Below are 18,625 nucleotides of genomic sequence, written 5' to 3' on the forward strand. Positions count from 1 at the left end.
TTATAGTTCGTCTGAGGTATAGCCTACAGGCAGTTTCCTACAGTTATATTGCGAAGCCATGATTTCTCCGTATGCTCCAGCAGAACGCATCGCAATCAAGTCGCCTCGATGAACGGTGTTAAGTTCGATTCCTTTTGCAAAGACATCACTCGATTCGCAAATCGGTCCTACCACATCATAAGCGTGTAAAGCGCCATCGCTTGATAGATTTTCTATCTTATGGCTTGCCTGATAGAGAGCAGGACGAATCAAGTCGGTCATTCCTGCATCGACAATCGCAAACTGTTTTGCTGTTCCTTGCTTCACATAAAGGGTACGAGTGATGAGACTTCCCATCTGTCCTACTACTGCACGACCCAATTCAAAGTGGAGTTTCTGTCCTTCTCTTAGTTTCAGATAGCGTGCGAAGGTATAGAAATAAGACTTGAAATCAGGGATTGGATGGTTGTCAGGATTGTCGTAATCGATACCCAATCCACCACCAACATTGATATTCTTAATCTTTATATTCTCCTGCTCTAAACCGTCTTGTATTTCGTTGATACGGCTGCAGAGATGACGGAAATCAGTCATTTCGAGCAGCTGTGAACCGATGTGGAAGTGCAAACCGATAAAGTGAATGTTCGGCATCCTGCTTGCTTCAAGGATGGTAGGTAGCATGTCTTGCATGGCAATACCAAACTTATTCTCAGCTAATCCGGTGGTAATCTTCTCGTGTGTCTGTGCTCCCACGTCTGGGTTGATACGGAAACATACGTTTGCCGTCTTACCCTTTTTCGCTGCCAACTCATTGATAACCTCTAACTCAGCCACACTCTCTACGTTGAAGCAGAAGATGTCATGGTCTAATCCGAGGTTGATTTCCCAGTCTGACTTACCCACACCTGCATAGACAATCTTGTCTGCTGGGAAGCCACAGTCTAAGCAACGCTGTATCTCACCACCACTCACACAGTCAGCTCCCATACCTGTCTGCTGTATAACCTTCAGCACCTTAGCGTTCGCATTGGCTTTAATAGCATAGTGGACGATGAAGTTTTCATACTTTTTCAACTCTTTATTAATCGCCTGTAGTGTCTCTCTCAAGAGGTCACAGTCATAATAATAAAACGGAGTTTCAATCTTCTTGAACTTATCTATAGGGAATTTCTGTACCATGTGTTTTGTCTCCTGAAGTGGTGTTTATCTGAGTTGTAGAGGAAATCTACGTCCTCGCATGTCCAATTGTCTGCTCCCAGTGATGACCAGGCGAGGGCGTTTGTGCATACGATAAATACTTATTGTTAATTTATCAGTTCTTTCTTTAGTTAAAGAGAACGGTTGACAATGACTGTAAGGCACGCTTCTTATCCCCCTCGCGAATCAAGAAAGAAATGTTAAAGTTGCTTCCGCCATAGCTAATCATACGTACAGGGATGTCCTTCATAGCGTCAGTTGCCAATGTCTCAAAGCCAACATTACTCCAATCAAGGTCGCCAACAACGCAGACAATACACATCTCTGTGTCAACGGTTACGGTGCCATACTTCTTCAACTCATCAACAATCTCAGCCAAATGGCTATTGTTCTCGATGGTCATTGACACACCCACCTCACTGGTAGTAATCATGTCGATAGAAGTCTGATAGCTCTCGAAGATTTCAAATACCTTACGTAAGAAGCCGGATGCACCTAACATACGACTTGACTTAATCTTGATAGCAGTGATATTGTCTTTAGCTGCAACAGCCTTAATCTTTCTTCTTACCAATGTGTTATCGATGATAGTACCCTCTGCATCTGGGTCCATCGTGTTCTTTAGACGAACAGGAATACCGGCATACTTAGCTGGTTGAACGCAAGTAGGGTGGAGAATCTTAGCACCGAAGTAAGCCAACTCCGATGCTTCTTCGAAGTTCAGCTGGCGTACAGCCTCTGTCTTCTCAACGACACGTGGGTCATTGTTGTGCATTCCGTCGATATCAGTCCATATCTGAATCTCCTCTGCGTTGATAGCTGCACCCACAAGTGAAGCGGTATAGTCAGAACCACCACGCTGCAAGTTGTCTACCTCACCATAGGCATTACGGCAGATGAAGCCCTGTGTGATATAGATTTGATAGCCCTGATTCTCATCCATAATCGCTGTCAGATGCTCTTTGATATACTGTCCGTCAGGCTCTGCATTCTTGTCGGTGCGCATGAAGTCGAGTGCAGAAAGTAATGTTGCTTTGATTCCCTGCTCCTGCAGATAGTTTACAACCATGTTGGTTGAGAGTACCTCACCCTGTGCAACGATACTCTTTTCCTCAAACGAAGTGAACAAATCCTTTGTGAAGGTGCGCAGGTAGTTGAACTCTTCTGTCAAGAACTGGCGTGTCTTCTGCTTGTATTCCTCTGTAGAGTAAAGTTCCTCAACGTGCCCAAGATATTTCTGTTCGAGGTTGTTGATAAGTTCGTTTGCTCCCTCTGGATTCTTGCGATAGAGGTAATCAGATATTTCTATCAGTGTGTTTGTCGTTCCACTCATTGCGGAGAGCACGATAAATGTAGGTTCTCCTGACTTTGTTATCAAGGACGCTACACCCTTCATACGTTCTGGTGAACCAACGGATGTACCTCCAAATTTCATTACTTTCATCATCTTCAATCTTTCTAAATGTGGATTTATGCTGAGTTCTATGCGCTTAATCGTTTTGTTCTGGCTCGTCAATCGTCTCTACTGGAGCCGTCTCTTCTGCTAATTCGCAAACTTCTTTCTTGTCGGTGAGTTGGTGAAGTTCGCCCTCATGACAGCGATAAACCTTACCAGGGAACTGGTCAATGAGGTTGATGTTATGGGTAGACATGATAACCGTTGTGCCTGCTTGGCATGAGTCTTTGAGAATGCTAACGATGTTCGCAGCCGTCTCTGGGTCAAGATTACCCGTAGGCTCATCGGCAATAATAATCTTAGGAGTGTTCAGCAAGGCGCGTGCAATGGCAATACGCTGCTGTTCACCACCAGAGAGTTCACTTGGCATCTTATTCTTCTTGTCGGTCATACCTACCTGTGCCAACACTTCTTCAATACGTCGTTCAATCTTCTGTTTGCTGGTCCAACCTGTTGCCTGCAAGACAAATTTGAGGTTCTTTGCTACAGAGCGGTCATGCAAGAGTTGGAAATCTTGGAAGATAATACCCATCTGCTTGCGGAGTGCAGGGATACGACTACGCTTAATGTTAGGCATACTCTCGTCGAGAACAACAGCTTTCTCAGTATCTTCACTGTCAATATCTAATTCGCCATAGATGGTTTTCAATAGCGAACTCTTGCCCGAACCAACACGGCCGATGAGATAGATAAACTCTCCTGTTTCTGCCTGAAAGTCAACATCTTTCAGAATTAAGCGTTCATCTTGATATATGTTTACCTTCTTGTAGTCTATTAACATGATTGTCTCTGTATGATTTATTATTGTCAATTGATACTTCTGTCCATTGCCTCTTGGCAAGGATTTATTCTGCAAAGATACTAAAAAACACTGTAATAGATGCAGGAAATAAGAGGTTTAACGCATTTACACTTTATTATGATTGTACAAGGACAACTTTCACAAACCAATATGGCTGTGAAAGCTGATAGAACCCCTACTGTTAGAGGCTCTAAATCGCTGAATACTTTCTCATCAGAGAATTTTAGGTAACGGCATTACTTGCCTTTGGCTGGTCGACGAAATGCGGCTTTCAGCTGATTAGGGAAGTCAACCGACAGGGCTGAATCTTTGAAGTTAATGTAGATGTCTTCGTCGTTTTTTGTCTTGATATGCGTCACATTCGTATCGTCTGAATGTAAGTATAACAGCACATCCTTCCCTTCTTTTGTCTGGAAATGCCCCACATTATTCTCGCCAACTGACGTTCCGTTTGTTCTCATCTCTATGTCTGGCACCGTTGCGTTGTCGTCTACTTGTGTAATACTTGCTATCGGTATTTCCTTAGCGTATGACCCTTCAATAAACAACGTGTCATTTCGAATCGTCGTATTGTTATCGGTGGCTGTGATTGGGAGGGTCCCTATGAGAAGAAGCACACCTAATATCACAATGATAGAGAGCATGAGTACGAGTATGCCCTTCCCCTTCTTCTCTATCTTGTACAGCTGTAACAGCATATAAACGATAGCTACTATTTCGGGGACGAGTATAACGACAAGTTGATAATCTTCCCAATGAAAGGCAAGGCAAGCGAAACCACCGACAAGGATGAAGCTACCTGCCAATATTAGTGCTATCTTTATTCTCCTCAATCGTTTAAGTCCTTCCTCACTTTTAAGTTTCGCTTTCGGTATTCTTGACCCAAAATTGATAGCAGAATCTGGTCCGATAGTGCTTCCGAGAACAATCAGCGGTAAGCTCATCAGTAGTGTTATAATGGTGTCTATCATATTTTATTCTGGTTTAAAGTTATCTTTATATGATATTCTGCATTACTTACAGCATTCTATCTTACGATTTTACCTAAGTTATCGCAAATATACGATGTGTAATTTCTTATTAAACTTCTACACTCCTTTCGATATTCTTCATCTTCGCCCCCCTCACAAAAATGACAAGAACGCACCAACATAGGGCTTATATCGAACTCACGTTTCTTTACTTTGGTTGCCTGCTCGCTCAAAGAGAAATACAAGTTGTTGAGCAAAGCGAAAAAAAGAAGCCACGCAAATTGTCGGTTTGCCTGGCTTTTGCTATTATTCTGTATGCTAATTTCTGCACTTTCGTTATTCTATCTATCCTTTTATCGGAATAAATATCAAAAGCCCGATTTAGTTCGTCATCGAGCAAAGTGCTGTGAATATTTCTCTGTCAGTTCCAGTGCATAAGATAGTTGGGGTCCTTCCCTGATAAGAAATCATTGACCCGCATCGGCACAAGATAATCGGGAACTACCTCTGGGGTTAGGTTTGCCTTCGAGCTATGATGAGTATCGGTTTAGGCCTTGAACGACTTCAGAATGCGCTCTACGGCTAGCTCTGCACTGATAATCGCCATAGGAAGCCCTGCGCCTGGGATAGTAGAAGCTCCAACGTAGAAGAGATTTTCGAATTCTTCGTCGAAGTTTGCTGGTCTGAATCCTCCAATCTGCATCATCTTATGTGATAGCCCCAGTCCACTACCCTTGTAGAGGTTAAACTGTGCCTCCCACTCCTGTGGTGTATATATGGTTCGGGAGAGTATCTTGGAGCGTATATCTACCCCAATACGCTCAGAGAAGTCGGCTAGGATACTATCGACAATCTCGTCCCTATCACTCCAGTCGGTTTTGTACTGTCGGTTTGGGACGGGGCATACGAAGAATAGACTCTCGCATCCCTCGGGGGCACAATTGGGGTTACATTTAGAGAGGGCATTGACGTAGTAGTATGGCTTCTGTAGCATGTCGGGACTCTTGAGCACATTGAGGGCATACTCCTCGTAGTTTGTGCCTAGGTAGTAGTTGTGCAGGTTCAGCTGAGGGAGCTTCTCGCCGACCCCGATGTAGCAGGTGAGGTAACCCATAGTCCACTCCATGCGGTCGAGATGCTCCTCATCGTACTTCTTCCTTCGTAGGACGCGTCCTCTAAATAGTGCTGCATCGGTATTTGAGAGGAAGGTCTCCCCTGCATATTTCCGTCCTTGCTGGTCAATTACTGCCGAGACTTTTTGTCCCTCTCGTACTACATCTACGATCTCGGCATTGTAGTGAAATTTTGCTCCGCATCGCACAAGCTCCTCCACTATACTCTCGACGATGGTGTACATACCTCCTGCTACATTGTAGTAACCATCGTGTTGGAACTCTGTGTACGAGAGCAGGCTATACACAGCCATCGTATCGAAGGGTGTGCGGCCGAGGAAGAAGGCCACCAGAGAGATAATCTGTCGCACTTCGGAGGAAGAGAAGTAACCATGCACATGCTCCCAAAAGCTTTTGAAGAGGACGGGTAGATGCCTAGGATTGACCCGAATAAGCGCAGATAGATAGTCGAAGATATTGTCGAAATTGTTTCTAATCACAATGTCGAAGGTATCCTCGAAGAGTCTTTTGGACTTTGTCAGATACACCCTCATCTTGTGTTCAAAGTCAGGCTCTAAGTCCTGAAATTGCTCGGCGAGAAGCCCGAGATCCTTATACAGGTGGTAAGTCTTGGTGCTACCTTTGAAGTTTACGGAGTAGAGGGGATCGAGGGGAACGAATTCGAATGGTAGCTCGATGCCACAGCGTTGCATAAATTCCTCGAAGACATAGGACATACTGAAAAAGCTGGGCCCAGTATCGAAGGTAAAGCCATCTTTTTTGATCTGATTGAGCCTTCCTCCTGGTCGAGCATTTTTTTCGATAAACTCGACTTCATACCCCTTCTTGATGAGGAGTAGTCCACTGGCTAGGCCTCCGAGGCCTGTACCGATGATCGTAACTTTCTTTTTCATCGTAGCTTCTTTTTCTTGAGGTTCATATATAGTTCGTCTCTTACCCATTTGAACTGTGGTTCGGCATTCAAGGCCTTTCGATAATAGGACTCTGCCTTTTGTGGGTTATTGAGTGCTTCATAAGTTAGTCCTATCTGCGCCCAGAGAGATAAGAGATTCCAATCTTGGTCTATCCCTTCTTTGAGCAAGATTTGCTCAGCTTTGAGGTAGTACTTGAGGGCATCTTCTTTTGAGCCTCCAAATAGAGAGGGCTTGTAGAAGTCAATATTGCCCAGTTGTACATAGCCCAACCAACCTTTTGGATCCAGTTTGACAGATTGTTTTGCCTCTCTAATGCTCTTGGGACCAAGAAATGGAGCTTTAACCTTGTTGAGTCCGATTTCAAAGCCATAGTAGGCAGATTGGTATGCTGAGCGTAGGCCTCGGACTTGGTCGCTTGTGAGCCTCGAGAGTCGAGCATCGTATCGCTTGAGATACGTTCCTACGACCTGTTTCTTCTTCTGGCTAAGACACCAGCCGATGTAGCCATACTCGTAGTTGAGGAGCTCAAGCTCTTGTTCTAGAGTCTTATTCGCCTTGGCATGTAGCCTGTCTATGACTGTACGCCAAAGTTGCATGTCTGCACTGATATAGGCCTTATAAATAATTTGCTTGGAAGTCATGCCCCAAGACGACAAGCTCGTTAGGAGCAAGGTGAGGCTTACTAAAAGGATTTTTTGTTTGATTTTAATCATATCATTGTTTTTAAATTGATCGCCCCTTCCAAGTTAAGCCCTGCCTGCGCTGGCTATTTACCCAAGACTTGATGATGAATAGCCCGAGGAGGAGTTGCTGTGCTGGGGCGAGTACAATGTTGTAGACGATGCTCTGGTTAGAGCAGAACGAGACGAAGACCCTGATCGCAAGCTCCGTCAGGAGGTAGAGTAGCAGTAACTCTGCTCTGCCGAGCCAAACAACTAACCACCCCATAGAGGTCAGGTTCCAGTAGAGTAAGGCTAGGATATAGGACCCTCCAAGCATCAAGGTTATGTTTTTGGCGAAACCTTCGATGGCTGCGCTTAGGCTGTCGTACATCCTGCATTCGATCAGCTTGGTCGAGCTCATGCAAGAGATACTATACCCCTGCCCCTTGAGTTCTCTGGCGATTGCTATATCCTCTGCCCTGCTGTGCCTAAACCGTTCGTGAGGCTGGAGGAGTCGATAGATAGCTCCATCGAAGAGCATACATTGACCATTGGCTGCCGAGAGAGAGGAGAAACCAACCCGCCTGACCAAGGGGAGTAGGAGGAGCGAGAGTAGGATCAGGTGCATATTGGGTACAGAGACCCGCTCTGCCCAAGTTTGCATCCTCTGTCTCGGGAAGAGAGAGAGGAGGCCCAACCGATGGGTCGTAGCATAGCTGAGTGCGCGCTCTATGAATGCAGGACTAAGTCTAACATCGGCATCAAGGAAAAGCAGGTACTCTCCCCGTGCTTCTCTAGAGAGTAGGTGGCAGGCGTGGTTCTTGCCCAACCAACCCGAGGGTGGTCCAGAGGAGTAGATGAGACGGATACGGCTATCACGTTGCATCCAAGTATCGACTCGCTCGACGGTGGAGTCTTCAGAGGCATCGTCACAAACGATAATCTCTAGGAGCGATTCGCTCTCAACGTGAGTCAGGTCAGAGAGTAGAGACTCGATATTGTGCGCCTCATTGCGAGCTGGGATTAGGACAGAGAGGCTAGGCAAGGATTCTCCGCTCTTGGGGTGAGGTAGTTTTTCCTGTAAAAGGAGATTTAGAGTGGCTATCACAAGTCTCAAGACCCCGAAGCCTACCACAATGTATGCCAGAGTAGTCATCATCATATCTGCATCCTATTTATCTGTTTGGAAAGGCAGGACCGATAGAAGACGTTGTAGCCCTCCTCTAAAACCTCTAGCTTCATAGCGCCTTGATATTCCTCGATGTAGGTACTTAGACTAGGGCGAGGAAACTCACCGTAGTCAATCATATTTGCAGAGAGTATGAGGTGTAGCTTTCCCTCTCTGCCCTCAATGAGTCGCCCAAGACCTCTCTGGAAGTGAAAGTCTGAGTTGTAGAGCGAATGGAGTTTCCCTTGGGGGTATATCAAGACCATATTTGATGACTCCTCCAGCAGGCTCGAGGCATAGGAGAGGCTTTGCAGGGCTTCTCGACTACTCTTCCGCACAGAAAAAGCCCCTGTTTGGTTGAAGAAGCGGTACTTGAGGAGTTGGTCCTCCTGCATCATGAAGTAGAACTTCCGATGCAATACCTTCAGCATAAGATGCATTGCCCAAAAGCCATCCCACCAGCCGATATGGTTGGCTATCAGAAGGACAGGCAGACCTCGATTCTCAAAGTCACCAATGATCTGTACTGAGTGAAACCGCCTTTTGAGCTGGTACTCCGTATAGTATTGGAAAAATGGATAGATGAATCTATGGTGATTGGCAGTGAGCATGGGGCTATAGAGCAAGTATGATTGAGAAAAATAAAATCTGTATAAAGAAGATGAAAGGGGCTATCCTATTGCGGAAATCGATTCGTAACCAATACTTCACTGTATGGAATAGGCCTGCGAGAGCCCCCCAAACAAGATAGTTTTGCAAGGGAACACTTCCCCCCTCCCACGACCACATTTGCATCATCGGGGCAACCTGCTCCATGATGGCATCATATCCCAGCATTAGCAATGTAGGTATGACAATCGTCGTGATTACACCTCGACCTAGGGGAGCCTGTATCGCTGCTGTTGCATAGACTAGGAATATCCAGTTGATGCCGATGAGCAGGGGTGTTCCAGCGATTTTCGGTCCTAAACTTGTACCATAGCCGTATTCTCCGAAGATGACCCCAGTGGCGACCCCGAGGAACTCGACACTAAAGCTTACAATGACCACCGAGAGAATGTATATCAGAGCCTTGATGTGCTTGGGGCTACGGTCGTAGATGCAGAGGATGAATAGAGAAGATAAAAGTACCAGAGGCGTTAGAGAGGTGTAGAGTTCTCTGGTCTCCCCTCGGGTAAGGCCGAATGCCCCATAGGTGTAGAAGGCCATCACTAGGACAACAACTACCCAGTCTATCCATTTAAACCGATACTCCTTCATATTTGCAAAGATGCTGTTTTGCTTGTTCGAAAATTATTCTAAACCATGGGGTGTAGCTCTCGGGCTGTGCTGCAAGGTCTTCCTCTAGTACCCTCATATCGATATACCTCCAGTCCATGACCTCCTCTGGGTTGGGAACCGGTTTTATGGGAGTAGTGTAGACGAATACGCTATCGTACTCGTGCTCGATAAGCCCGTTGTCTAACTCGGCTCTGTAGGTGAAATCGAAGAGATGTCTTAGTCCATCGTGGGTAATGTCCATACCCATCTCTTCAAACAGCCGTCGGCGTGCAGCCTCTCGAGGCTCTTCGTTTACGAAAGGGTGGGTGCAACAGGCATTGGTCCAGAGCCCCCCTGCGTGATATTTGCCTAGAGCCCTTCGGTGCAGAAGCCACCGCCTCTTGGGGTCGAAGACGAGTACCGATACAGCTCGGTGCATAATCCCTCTGCGGTGCGCCTCAAGCTTCTCCATCTCTCCAATGGGGTTATTGTCTGCATCGACCAGCAGGACGATGTTATCTTTGGGGTGCATAGGCTATAGTCGATTAAATTTGTTTTTGAGTACTGCCGTCAGCAAGATGAGCATCTTTTGGACATCTCCTACTCGTACCCGTTTCGAAATCAAACTGGGGGCGGGTGTCTCTTGGATAATGTGTAGCAACTGCCGATAGTAGCGATAGGCTACGTAGACCGGAAGGCGAGATTCTCGAGGAAGCTGTTGGATCCCCTCGTAGGCCTCGCAGAAGTCTTGGTGGATCTCTCGGATAAGGCTATTCTTGGCCTCTTCATCGAAGCCCTCCAGGGCAATCCCAGGGAAGTATAGCCTGCCGAGTAGCACATAGTCCTCTCGGAGGTCCCTCAAGAAATTAACCTTTTGGAATGCCGATCCAAGCCGCATGGCAGGCTGTTTGAGTCGCTCGAATAGGGACTCGTCTGCTCGACAGAACACCTTCAGACACATCAGACCCACGACATCGGCAGAGCCGTAGATATAGCTGGCGATCTCCTCCTCTGTCTCGTAGGACTTTTTCTCGAGGTCACACCTCATACTCGCCAAGAAGGAGCGTATGTATTCGTCTGGGATGTTGTACTGTTTGACCGTCCACTGGAAGGAGTATAGGATCGGATTGGTGCTGATGCCCATTCGGTAGGCCTCGTCATAGTCTCGCTCAAAGTCTCTTAGGAGCTTCTCCCGATCGTGTTCATGAAACGAGTCAACGATCTCATCGGCAATACGGACGAAGCCATAGATGCTGTGAATCGCATCACGCATATCCGCGGGGAACATATCTGTAGCCGCATAGAACGAGGTGCTGTACTCTTGGTGATTGTCTTGCTTGTTTTGAACGAGCAGTATCGGTATAGCTTGTATCTCTCGCTAGTATTGGACATACTCTACTATATTTATTTATTGTTTGTTGTATACCGTTCAATTTCTAGGCTCGTTTGTGGACTCACCTGAATATTACTTTTACATAAGCAAAGATATGAAATTTTATTAGAACTACGTGAGTTTGGAATAAAAAAAACATTAAAAACTATTAATTAAAAGGTGGATTTATGCGTTTGATTTGGAAAACAACAACTTACAAAAAGTTTTTAGTTTGGTTCAAAAATAGTCTACCTACAAGTAATATAGTCTATTTTGGGGATTGTTGGTATCACTCCTTTGGTAGCGTTCTTAAAAGTGTGTAATTTTTCTTTCTTTTCTTTGCTCTTCCACTGCTTTTTTATTCTTTTCTTTCCAGCTTTTGAATTGATTTATCCTCCTGCTATATGTCGTATTTATTTGCTCTGTACGTTGTCAAACAAAAGTGCACAATTGCAAATATAGTTATTTACTCTGATATTTCATTGTTTTATTATCAAAAATTCTTTTGTTGATAGAATTTTCGCAGAGCGTAGAGTCAACCAGCAAGTGCAAAATGGTATTATACTACCAGAAAATGGTATTTTAATATTCTATCTAAAGCCTGTTTCATTAGGAACTTTGCAGCCATAATAATTACAATTATATATATTATGGCTAATAAAAACAAATTAAAACCCAAAGGGCATCTTTTTTATATTAGTAGTCCTACACTTGAGGGTTTAGCTCTTTTATGTGATAATGCAAAAGAAGCAGCTCATATAAGTGGTATCGAGTATTCAAATTTCCTTAAGGCTTGCAAGATGGAAAAGGATATAAGATTTAGCACATATCGAAAGTGTGCTGCAGGCTTGGGGAAGAAAGTTCTGGTTATCCATCTTCCTTTGGGAAACATAGAGTCAAGATTGAGCCCAAGACTCATCTGAATGGTTGAAGTCATCTAGACTTTTCCCTCTTTCTTATCTTTTTCAGAAAAATCAGTATAAATGCGATATAGTTCCATCCCTCCCAACTGGTTTGTGTGGTATCGAACCTGTTGAGCACGCTCCTGTACGAGTCCATCCACGCATTGGTCCTTTCAATGCTGTATCTCTCCTTATAAAGCAGTTCATCAAGTAACTCGTCATCTCTGCGCATTCCTCTCCGCTTATTGAAGGCGACATTTGGGAACACCTCCTGCCGAAGGTAATCCCGCCTGAATTGTGCAGAGTCAAAACCGGCGTCTGCATTGAGAAAGAGCCCCGATATGGACAAGCCTGAGTCCTCAATACCTTCGAACAAGCCCTGAAGTACCTCGGAGATGCAGTGAAGGTCGTTGTGGGAACCCGAAACAGGCGTGGACATGGCAAGCGGTATGCCTTGCCGGTCTGTGACATAGATGGCATTGGTGGTCGTTCTTTTCTTGCGTCCTTGGTATCCACAGCACTCCCCACCGCGAAGCGTGGTGGTGTGGCTGCCGTCCAAATCCACACCGGACATGTCCAAGAAAGACCTGTGACGGCTTAATATCATGCCCCAAACCTTTTTCCATTCGCCGTTCCTCGACCACTTGCGGAAATGGGCATACACGCTCTTGTAGCTCAAAACCCTCCCCGTGAAGATGGCTGAAACGGGAAGCATGTGCCACTGACTGCCCGTTTTCAACTTGTAGAGAATGCACTGAATGACCCCCTGGCAGCTCTCTCTTTTGTAACATAACCGCGTTTTGTCACCGATAAATGTGGCATGATCTCAAATTTTATTGTATCTTTGTCCAGTACTTCGTACATGAGAGGGGTGTTTATCTTGGTTTTACAGCACAGCGAGATAAACTCCTCTCAATTTATAGAATGATTAAAAGTTAAGACAATTTCATTTTTTTTAATAATAATGCGTATATACAGTATATTATGTTTGGTTTTCCTGTTTGTTTATAACAGTTTTGCGCAAACAGGAATCATCCAAGGGCGTGTCATTAATGACAAGAACAACGAACCACTAGAGTTTGCAACTGTACAAATACAAGGGACTTCGCTTGGCGCGAAAACCTCTATAGAAGGAGCATTTACAATCAAAGGCATACAGCCTGGTTTCCACAAAATCGTAGTTAGTATGGTAGGCTTCGAGACTAAAATCTCCGAAGAACTACAAGTACTGGGTAATCAAACGACTTTTATCGATATTATGGTAAGCGAAGCCTCTACAACACTACGAGAAGTTTTTGTTAGTCCCAATTTATTGCTTCGCCCTACCGAGAGTCCTGTCTCAGTACTCACTTTGGGAGTGCATCAGATTGAGAAGAGTGCTGGGGCCAATCGTGATGTTTCCAAATTGGTGCAGATTCTCCCAGGAGTTGGTGCCACAGCTCCTAACCGGAATGACCTCATCATACGTGGCGGAGGACCCACAGAGAATGTCTTTTACCTAGATGGTGTAGAGATCCCTGTGATCAATCATTTTGCCACACAAGGGGCATCGGGCGGTGTTGTTGGTATCATCAATCCTGACTTTGTGCGCGAGATCAGTTTTTATACAGGAGCTTTTCCTGCTAACAGACCTAATACCCTTAGTTCAGTTATGGAGATCAAGCAAAAAGATGGTAGCAGAGACAGACTGCACACAAAGGTTGCGGTAGGAGCATCGGATGCTGGGATAACTTTAGATGGTCCTTTGGGCAAGGATGCTTCGTTTATCATCTCTACTCGTCAATCTTATTTACAATGGTTATTTAAAGTGATTGACTTACCTTTTTTACCTACCTACAATGACTTTCAACTAAAATATAAATGGCGCATTAATCCTTATCATGAGATTACTATGATTGGTATAGGTGCTATTGACAATATGCGCCTTAATAGAAACCTTGAACAGACTGGTACCGAGGCGCAGAAATACTTACTAAGTTACCTGCCCGAATACTCTCAGTGGAATTATACCTTTGGTTTGAGCTACAAACACTATGGCAAACGCTTTGTCGATAGTTGGATTCTAAGCCGAAACATGATGCGTAACGGAGGTGTAAAGTATAGAGATAACGATAAGTCTGCATCCAAAATATCAGACTACCAATCGGATGAAGCCGAGATAAAATTACGCTACGAACGCAAATATACGACTCTGCCTATCAAACTCAACTTTGGAGCTGGCATCAAGTACAGTAACTATGTCAATGATGTCTATCGTTTGCAGTTTATCTCGGGAAATGTTGTCCCCTTTCAATACCGCAGTAGTATTGACCTGCTTTCTTATCAAGTCTTCCTGCAAGCTTCGAATCAGTATCTAAATAATCGGTTCAAGATTTCACTTGGGGTAAATTTAGTGGGCAATACTTATACTGCTAGCATGAGTAATCCGCTCAAACAGTTGTCACCTAGACTATCGCTATCGTATTCATTTTCGAAGGACTTTGACCTTAATGCCAATATTGGTCGTTATGCGATGCCCCCTTCTTACACAACGATGGGTTATCGCAATAGCGAGGGAAACTATGTCAATCGCAGCAATGGGCTCAAGTATATTACCTCAAATCAAGCTATTCTGGGCATGGAATATCATCCGGGCAACTTCCTGCGTTTCTCTCTTGAGGGCTTCTATAAGCAGTATAGCAACTATCCTATTTCCCTTACCGACGGAATTAGTTTGGCCAGTAAGGGAGTAGACTATGGGCAAGTTGGCGATGAGGCCGTTATGTCTACGGGTGATGGTAGGGCCTATGGTGTGGAAGTTGTGGCTAAGCTTATGGGGTGGCACGATATAGACCTGACTGCTACATACACACTTTTTAGGAGTGAGTTTACAGACAAAAATGGTATCTATCGACCCTCTTCGTGGGACACGAGGCATATCCTAAATCTTACAACAAGCTACAAGTTACCCAAAGGCTGGTACATCTCGGCTCGCTGGCGTTACATAGGCGGTGCTCCTTATTCACCTATTGATGTGGAGCGTTCTACAAACAAGGCCGCTTGGTCTATTACCAATCAGGCCTATACCGACTACGAGCGATTCAATACACTACGTCTTGCTGATGCTCATCAGCTGGATGTGCGCTTGGATAAGGAGTTCTATTTCAAGCATTGGATGCTCAATCTATATCTCGATGTGCAGAATGCCTACATCAGCAATATGCCTTCCAAACCGATATATACCAATCGTGATACCGAGGGACGTGTAATGGATGACCCCACTTCCCCCGATACCAAACAGTTGCTTCGTACACTGGTGTACTACAGTGGAACAATTCTCCCCACGGTAGGGATTATGATTAAGTTCTAGACGAACGAACAGATAGCAGAAACGGCTGTATCAAGAGCGCATCCGATACATCCATTCAACATAGTCTAGTTGGAAGGCTGGGAGCAATATCGCATTCTAATTCTGCTCAAGAGGACTAAGAAAGATACAAAAGTCAAGACGACTTCGTTTTTATGAAACGATAGAGCAAGATAAATTGATTAAGGTGCTGATGGCGGTTATGCCGAGTGACGGAATAAAAATTTTAAACTTCATGGAGGATTTCAAGAAACACCTAACAAGTCACGATAAAGAACATCTAATGAAACCATTTTTGTCTGCTATCATTAATCTTTGCCAAATCCTACTTAAAGAAGATGGAACACCACGAAACACTCTCCTTAATAAATGAACTTCAAGCACTTCGTGAAGAATTCAGACAGATAGCATGCTTTATCAGGGAGCTAAAGCGTGATTATTCCGTTTTGGAGGAAAAGATTGAGTTGAGTTCGGCAGATGTTCTGCACCTGCTTGGAATATCTAAGGCATCACTTGCAAGATGGAGGGAATCTAATTCTATTCCGTATAGGTATGTATCAAGTAACCATGTAGTTTATCCATTTAAAGGACTCTATCTCTCTGTCAAGACGGGTAGAGCCACATTCAAGGGCTTTCGTCGTTTAGAGGCTTTGCAGCGTTTAAACGCTTACAAGGGTGAAGCTACCTGCTAATATTAGTGCTATCTTTATTCTTCTCAATCGTTTAAGTCCTTCCTCACTTTTAAGTTTTGCTTTCGGTATTCTTGACCCAAAATTGATAGCAGAATCTGGTCCAATAGTACTTCCGAGAACAATCAGCGGTAAGCTCATCAGTAGTATTATAATGGTGTCTATCATATCTCAACTTATCTTAATTTTATTTATGCAATATCAATCAACTTAGTTATCAAGGTTTATAATAGAAACTAAGCATCAGTTCTCTTCCTCTAATGTCTTGATTACTAAAGCTACTTGAAAGCGTATTATTAATTCCATAGCTATAGCTTTTATTATTAAAGACATTGTTCCAAGCAAAACTCAGGTCGAAGTGTTTGGCTTTAAATATCAAAGTGAAGTCTTGAAAGAACATATCCTTAAACTTCTTTTGTGGTACCTCGTTATGATAGTATTCCGTCAAAGTTTCCAAACTTAAAACCTTACAAAGAGGTAGTCTAAGGCTTCCCTCATGCTTCCAACTATTTAGATTAGACGTTTTTCCGAAAGCAGGCATCTTCATCTGATGAAAGCCATAAGTAAGTTTATAATTTAAATCGACACCCTTTATTAAACCAATATCAAGGTTAGAGGTTATATTTAAGTTCTTTGTGTCGTAAGGCATTCGTTGGCTATTCTGAACCAAATAACTATTCATGGCATTATATAACGCCTTTACATTTAGCTTTCCTTTTAAGAAGCCTATGCCTTGTGAACCCATTAGGAACATACTCCAGCTATTGTATTTTGTTTCTTCTGGAGTCAATGATTCTACGATATAGTTGCCCACAAAATCTTGAGTTGATGTATAAGGAGAGTTTCCAAACGACTTTGTTATGCGTAATCGTATAGAAGTGCCTTTCAGAGCATCGCTATAAACAACTCCTATTCCTAAGCTTTTCTCTTTGTTTAGATTATAGCCTGCCAGACCTTTATTCATATATTGATAATCTTGCAGTACCAAAGTTGGATAAAATTGGGCAGCATTAATCTGCATTGTATTAATGGATGCATCAGCCGAGAAAGTCCATGTTGCTGTAGCGTTCCATCTGATATGGAAGTTAGGGGAGAATAAAACTTTAGACTGACCATTATCTAAACTATACTTATAATGGTTGTACGACATATCGCCAGATAATGTGAAATCAAAGTCCTTCACCATATATTCAATGCTCGGATTGGCATAGAAACTCGCAAAGGTAAAACTACTTTTACCCATAAGCAGCCCTACGCTATCTGGAACTCCCACTAAATCAGAAGTGAAGCGGTGTTCTCCTGCATTTACTCCTATTTGTCCTGATAGAATAAATTTACCTATTCTAAAACTTCCTCTTACGTCCGTATTCGTTTCATAGTAATGTTGATTAATAGACTGCACCAGCGAATCGACATATAGTTGTTGCGGACGTACATCCATTATATTCTTTGATTGCAGAGTAACAAGGCGTTTCCCATATTTCTTCATTATACTGAAATTATCTTTTAATGTATAAATTGGAAGATTACCCATCATCTTATGAGGATGAGTCCCCTGTTCATTCAGCCATTGTTTGTTCCAAGAAAAGTCACCAGAAAGCTCATTTTTAAGATAATGATTTTTAGCGTTATTCTCGTATTTTATCTTTGCAAAGAGGTCATTGCTTTTCTCCAAATACTGTTTTCTGTTTTCTATTGTCTTTATACCGCTATTCGTATAAAAGTCTGAATGGCGCAAAGAGGTAGCCTCATTGCGGTCATTGGCAAATGTAACCTGTACGCTTACCTGAGAGTTTTCATCTATACGCTGTAGTGCATTCAAACTAACAGCATGTGAGCGGTTGAAAAGCGAACGCCCCTTGAGTAATAAAGGCGACGGAGAAGGAAGTGAGAGCATAGCTGATAAAGGACTTTGTAGCTCATCAAAACTTAAAAGTTTGTCCGTCTCTCTCCTTATATTCTTCCCTATATTATTTGTCTTATAAGTAAGAATTGTCTGAAAAGAAGGCTTCAGGCGCATGGCAAAGGTTTCAAAATTCCATAATCCTCCATGACTCTTTAGTCCTATGCCACCGCTATAAGATGTCATCCAGCGTGCCTTAGCTCCTTGTTTCATCCTGATATTGATAGCGTTATCGTCAGAATAAGTAAAATCATCTAACACACGGATAGGTTGATGATGCTTCATTACTTCTACTGTTGCTACATCCTCTTGGGGCAGTGACTTTGTTGCCAAGCCGTATTTCCCTCCCATCAAATTCATACCTTCTATATAGAAGTTGCTGATAGACTTACCTTCGTATTGTATCTCGCCATTCTCTTTATTCACATCAAAGCCAGGGACACGTGCAAGAACGTCAGCCAATGTTCGGTCTCCTTCTTTTTTATAGGTAGTGAGTAGATATTGAATCGTATCGCCTTTTATCTTAATTGGTTTTGCTTTCACCGTTATCTCTGATAACGTTTTCGTATCTTCCTCTAATGTAATATGCTGTGTTGGCATATCCATTGTAACCTTTAGTTCCTGCTTTTTATAGCTTATTGCTGAAATAGATAGAATATTACCTTCTTGTGCTGTAATGGTAAACTTCCCCTTAGTATCTGTCTGACAGAAATGTAATGTCTTTTTTGTGGTTGCATCTACAGTCTTGATAATAGCTGCAGACACAGGGTGTCCTCCAACGTCAGTAACGACACCTTCCACTATCCTCTGTGCACTTATTGACTGTACAAGTAGGATAAGTAAACATAAGATAATATATTTCTTCATCCGT

Annotated in this window: 14 protein-coding genes and 1 pseudogene; 2 read left to right on the forward strand and 13 right to left on the reverse strand. The window is 43.6% G+C overall.

Annotation, left to right across the window (positions count from 1 at the left end):
* The 12 genes and pseudogenes from lysA to FIU21_RS04645 form a co-directional block, all read right to left on the reverse strand.
* The gene (lysA, locus tag FIU21_RS04590) at positions 1-1,158 is read right to left on the reverse strand and encodes a diaminopimelate decarboxylase (protein WP_004360362.1); all 1,158 of its coding nucleotides are present in this window, start codon (positions 1,156-1,158) and stop codon (positions 1-3) included.
* 145 nt (positions 1,159-1,303) lie between these two features.
* Entirely contained in the window at positions 1,304-2,620 is a 1,317-nt protein-coding gene (locus FIU21_RS04595; protein WP_004360361.1) for an aspartate kinase, read from the reverse strand.
* A gap of 46 nt (positions 2,621-2,666) precedes the next feature.
* Positions 2,667-3,413 (reverse strand): cell division ATP-binding protein FtsE, encoded by a 747-nt coding sequence (locus tag FIU21_RS04600; RefSeq protein ID WP_004360360.1) that lies wholly within the window; start codon positions 3,411-3,413, stop codon positions 2,667-2,669.
* 257 nt (positions 3,414-3,670) lie between these two features.
* The gene (locus FIU21_RS04605) at positions 3,671-4,405 is read right to left on the reverse strand and encodes a PH domain-containing protein (RefSeq protein WP_004360358.1); all 735 of its coding nucleotides are present in this window, start codon (positions 4,403-4,405) and stop codon (positions 3,671-3,673) included.
* Between the two features lie 547 nt (positions 4,406-4,952).
* Positions 4,953-6,431, reverse strand: a complete 1,479-nt coding sequence (locus FIU21_RS04610; protein WP_036886285.1) for a phytoene desaturase family protein — start codon at positions 6,429-6,431, stop codon at positions 4,953-4,955.
* Entirely contained in the window at positions 6,428-7,093 is a 666-nt protein-coding gene (locus FIU21_RS04615) for a tetratricopeptide repeat protein (RefSeq protein ID WP_172891308.1), read from the reverse strand. Before FIU21_RS04615 ends, FIU21_RS04610 begins: the two co-directional genes overlap by 4 nt.
* Positions 7,094-7,175: 82 nt before the next feature.
* Entirely contained in the window at positions 7,176-8,276 is a 1,101-nt protein-coding gene (locus FIU21_RS04620; protein ID WP_004360355.1) for a glycosyltransferase family 2 protein, read from the reverse strand.
* Positions 8,273-8,893 carry a lysophospholipid acyltransferase family protein gene (locus FIU21_RS04625; RefSeq protein WP_004360354.1) on the reverse strand — a complete coding sequence of 207 codons (621 nt, stop codon included), beginning with the start codon at positions 8,891-8,893 and terminating at the stop codon, positions 8,273-8,275. The genes FIU21_RS04620 and FIU21_RS04625 overlap by 4 nt, the downstream gene beginning before the upstream one ends.
* A 4-nt stretch (positions 8,894-8,897) precedes the next feature.
* On the reverse strand, positions 8,898-9,542 hold the full coding sequence (locus tag FIU21_RS04630; RefSeq protein WP_004360353.1) for a carotenoid biosynthesis protein: 645 nt from the start codon (positions 9,540-9,542) through the stop codon (positions 8,898-8,900).
* Positions 9,523-10,074, reverse strand: a complete 552-nt coding sequence (gene idi, locus FIU21_RS04635) for an isopentenyl-diphosphate Delta-isomerase (protein WP_004360352.1) — start codon at positions 10,072-10,074, stop codon at positions 9,523-9,525. Before idi ends, FIU21_RS04630 begins: the two co-directional genes overlap by 20 nt.
* A 3-nt stretch (positions 10,075-10,077) precedes the next feature.
* Positions 10,078-10,815 carry a phytoene/squalene synthase family protein gene (locus tag FIU21_RS04640; RefSeq protein WP_254361428.1) on the reverse strand — a complete coding sequence of 246 codons (738 nt, stop codon included), beginning with the start codon at positions 10,813-10,815 and terminating at the stop codon, positions 10,078-10,080.
* 1,032 nt (positions 10,816-11,847) lie between these two features.
* A pseudogene (locus FIU21_RS04645) lies at positions 11,848-12,680 on the reverse strand (IS5 family transposase).
* Positions 12,681-12,780: 100 nt separating this feature from the next.
* Between FIU21_RS04645 and FIU21_RS04650 the strand changes: the two are divergent.
* On the forward strand, positions 12,781-15,165 hold the full coding sequence (locus tag FIU21_RS04650) for a TonB-dependent receptor (RefSeq protein ID WP_004360349.1): 2,385 nt from the start codon (positions 12,781-12,783) through the stop codon (positions 15,163-15,165).
* Positions 15,166-15,500: 335 nt separating this feature from the next.
* Positions 15,501-15,854 (forward strand): hypothetical protein, encoded by a 354-nt coding sequence (locus FIU21_RS04655; RefSeq protein ID WP_050759750.1) that lies wholly within the window; start codon positions 15,501-15,503, stop codon positions 15,852-15,854.
* A gap of 214 nt (positions 15,855-16,068) precedes the next feature.
* On the opposite strand, the gene FIU21_RS04660 is transcribed toward FIU21_RS04655, so the two are convergent.
* Entirely contained in the window at positions 16,069-18,621 is a 2,553-nt protein-coding gene (locus tag FIU21_RS04660) for a carboxypeptidase-like regulatory domain-containing protein (protein ID WP_004360346.1), read from the reverse strand.
* Positions 18,622-18,625 lie beyond the last annotated feature (4 nt).

It is taken from the genome of Prevotella melaninogenica (assembly GCF_013267595.1).
Taxonomy (GTDB): domain Bacteria; phylum Bacteroidota; class Bacteroidia; order Bacteroidales; family Bacteroidaceae; genus Prevotella; species Prevotella melaninogenica_D.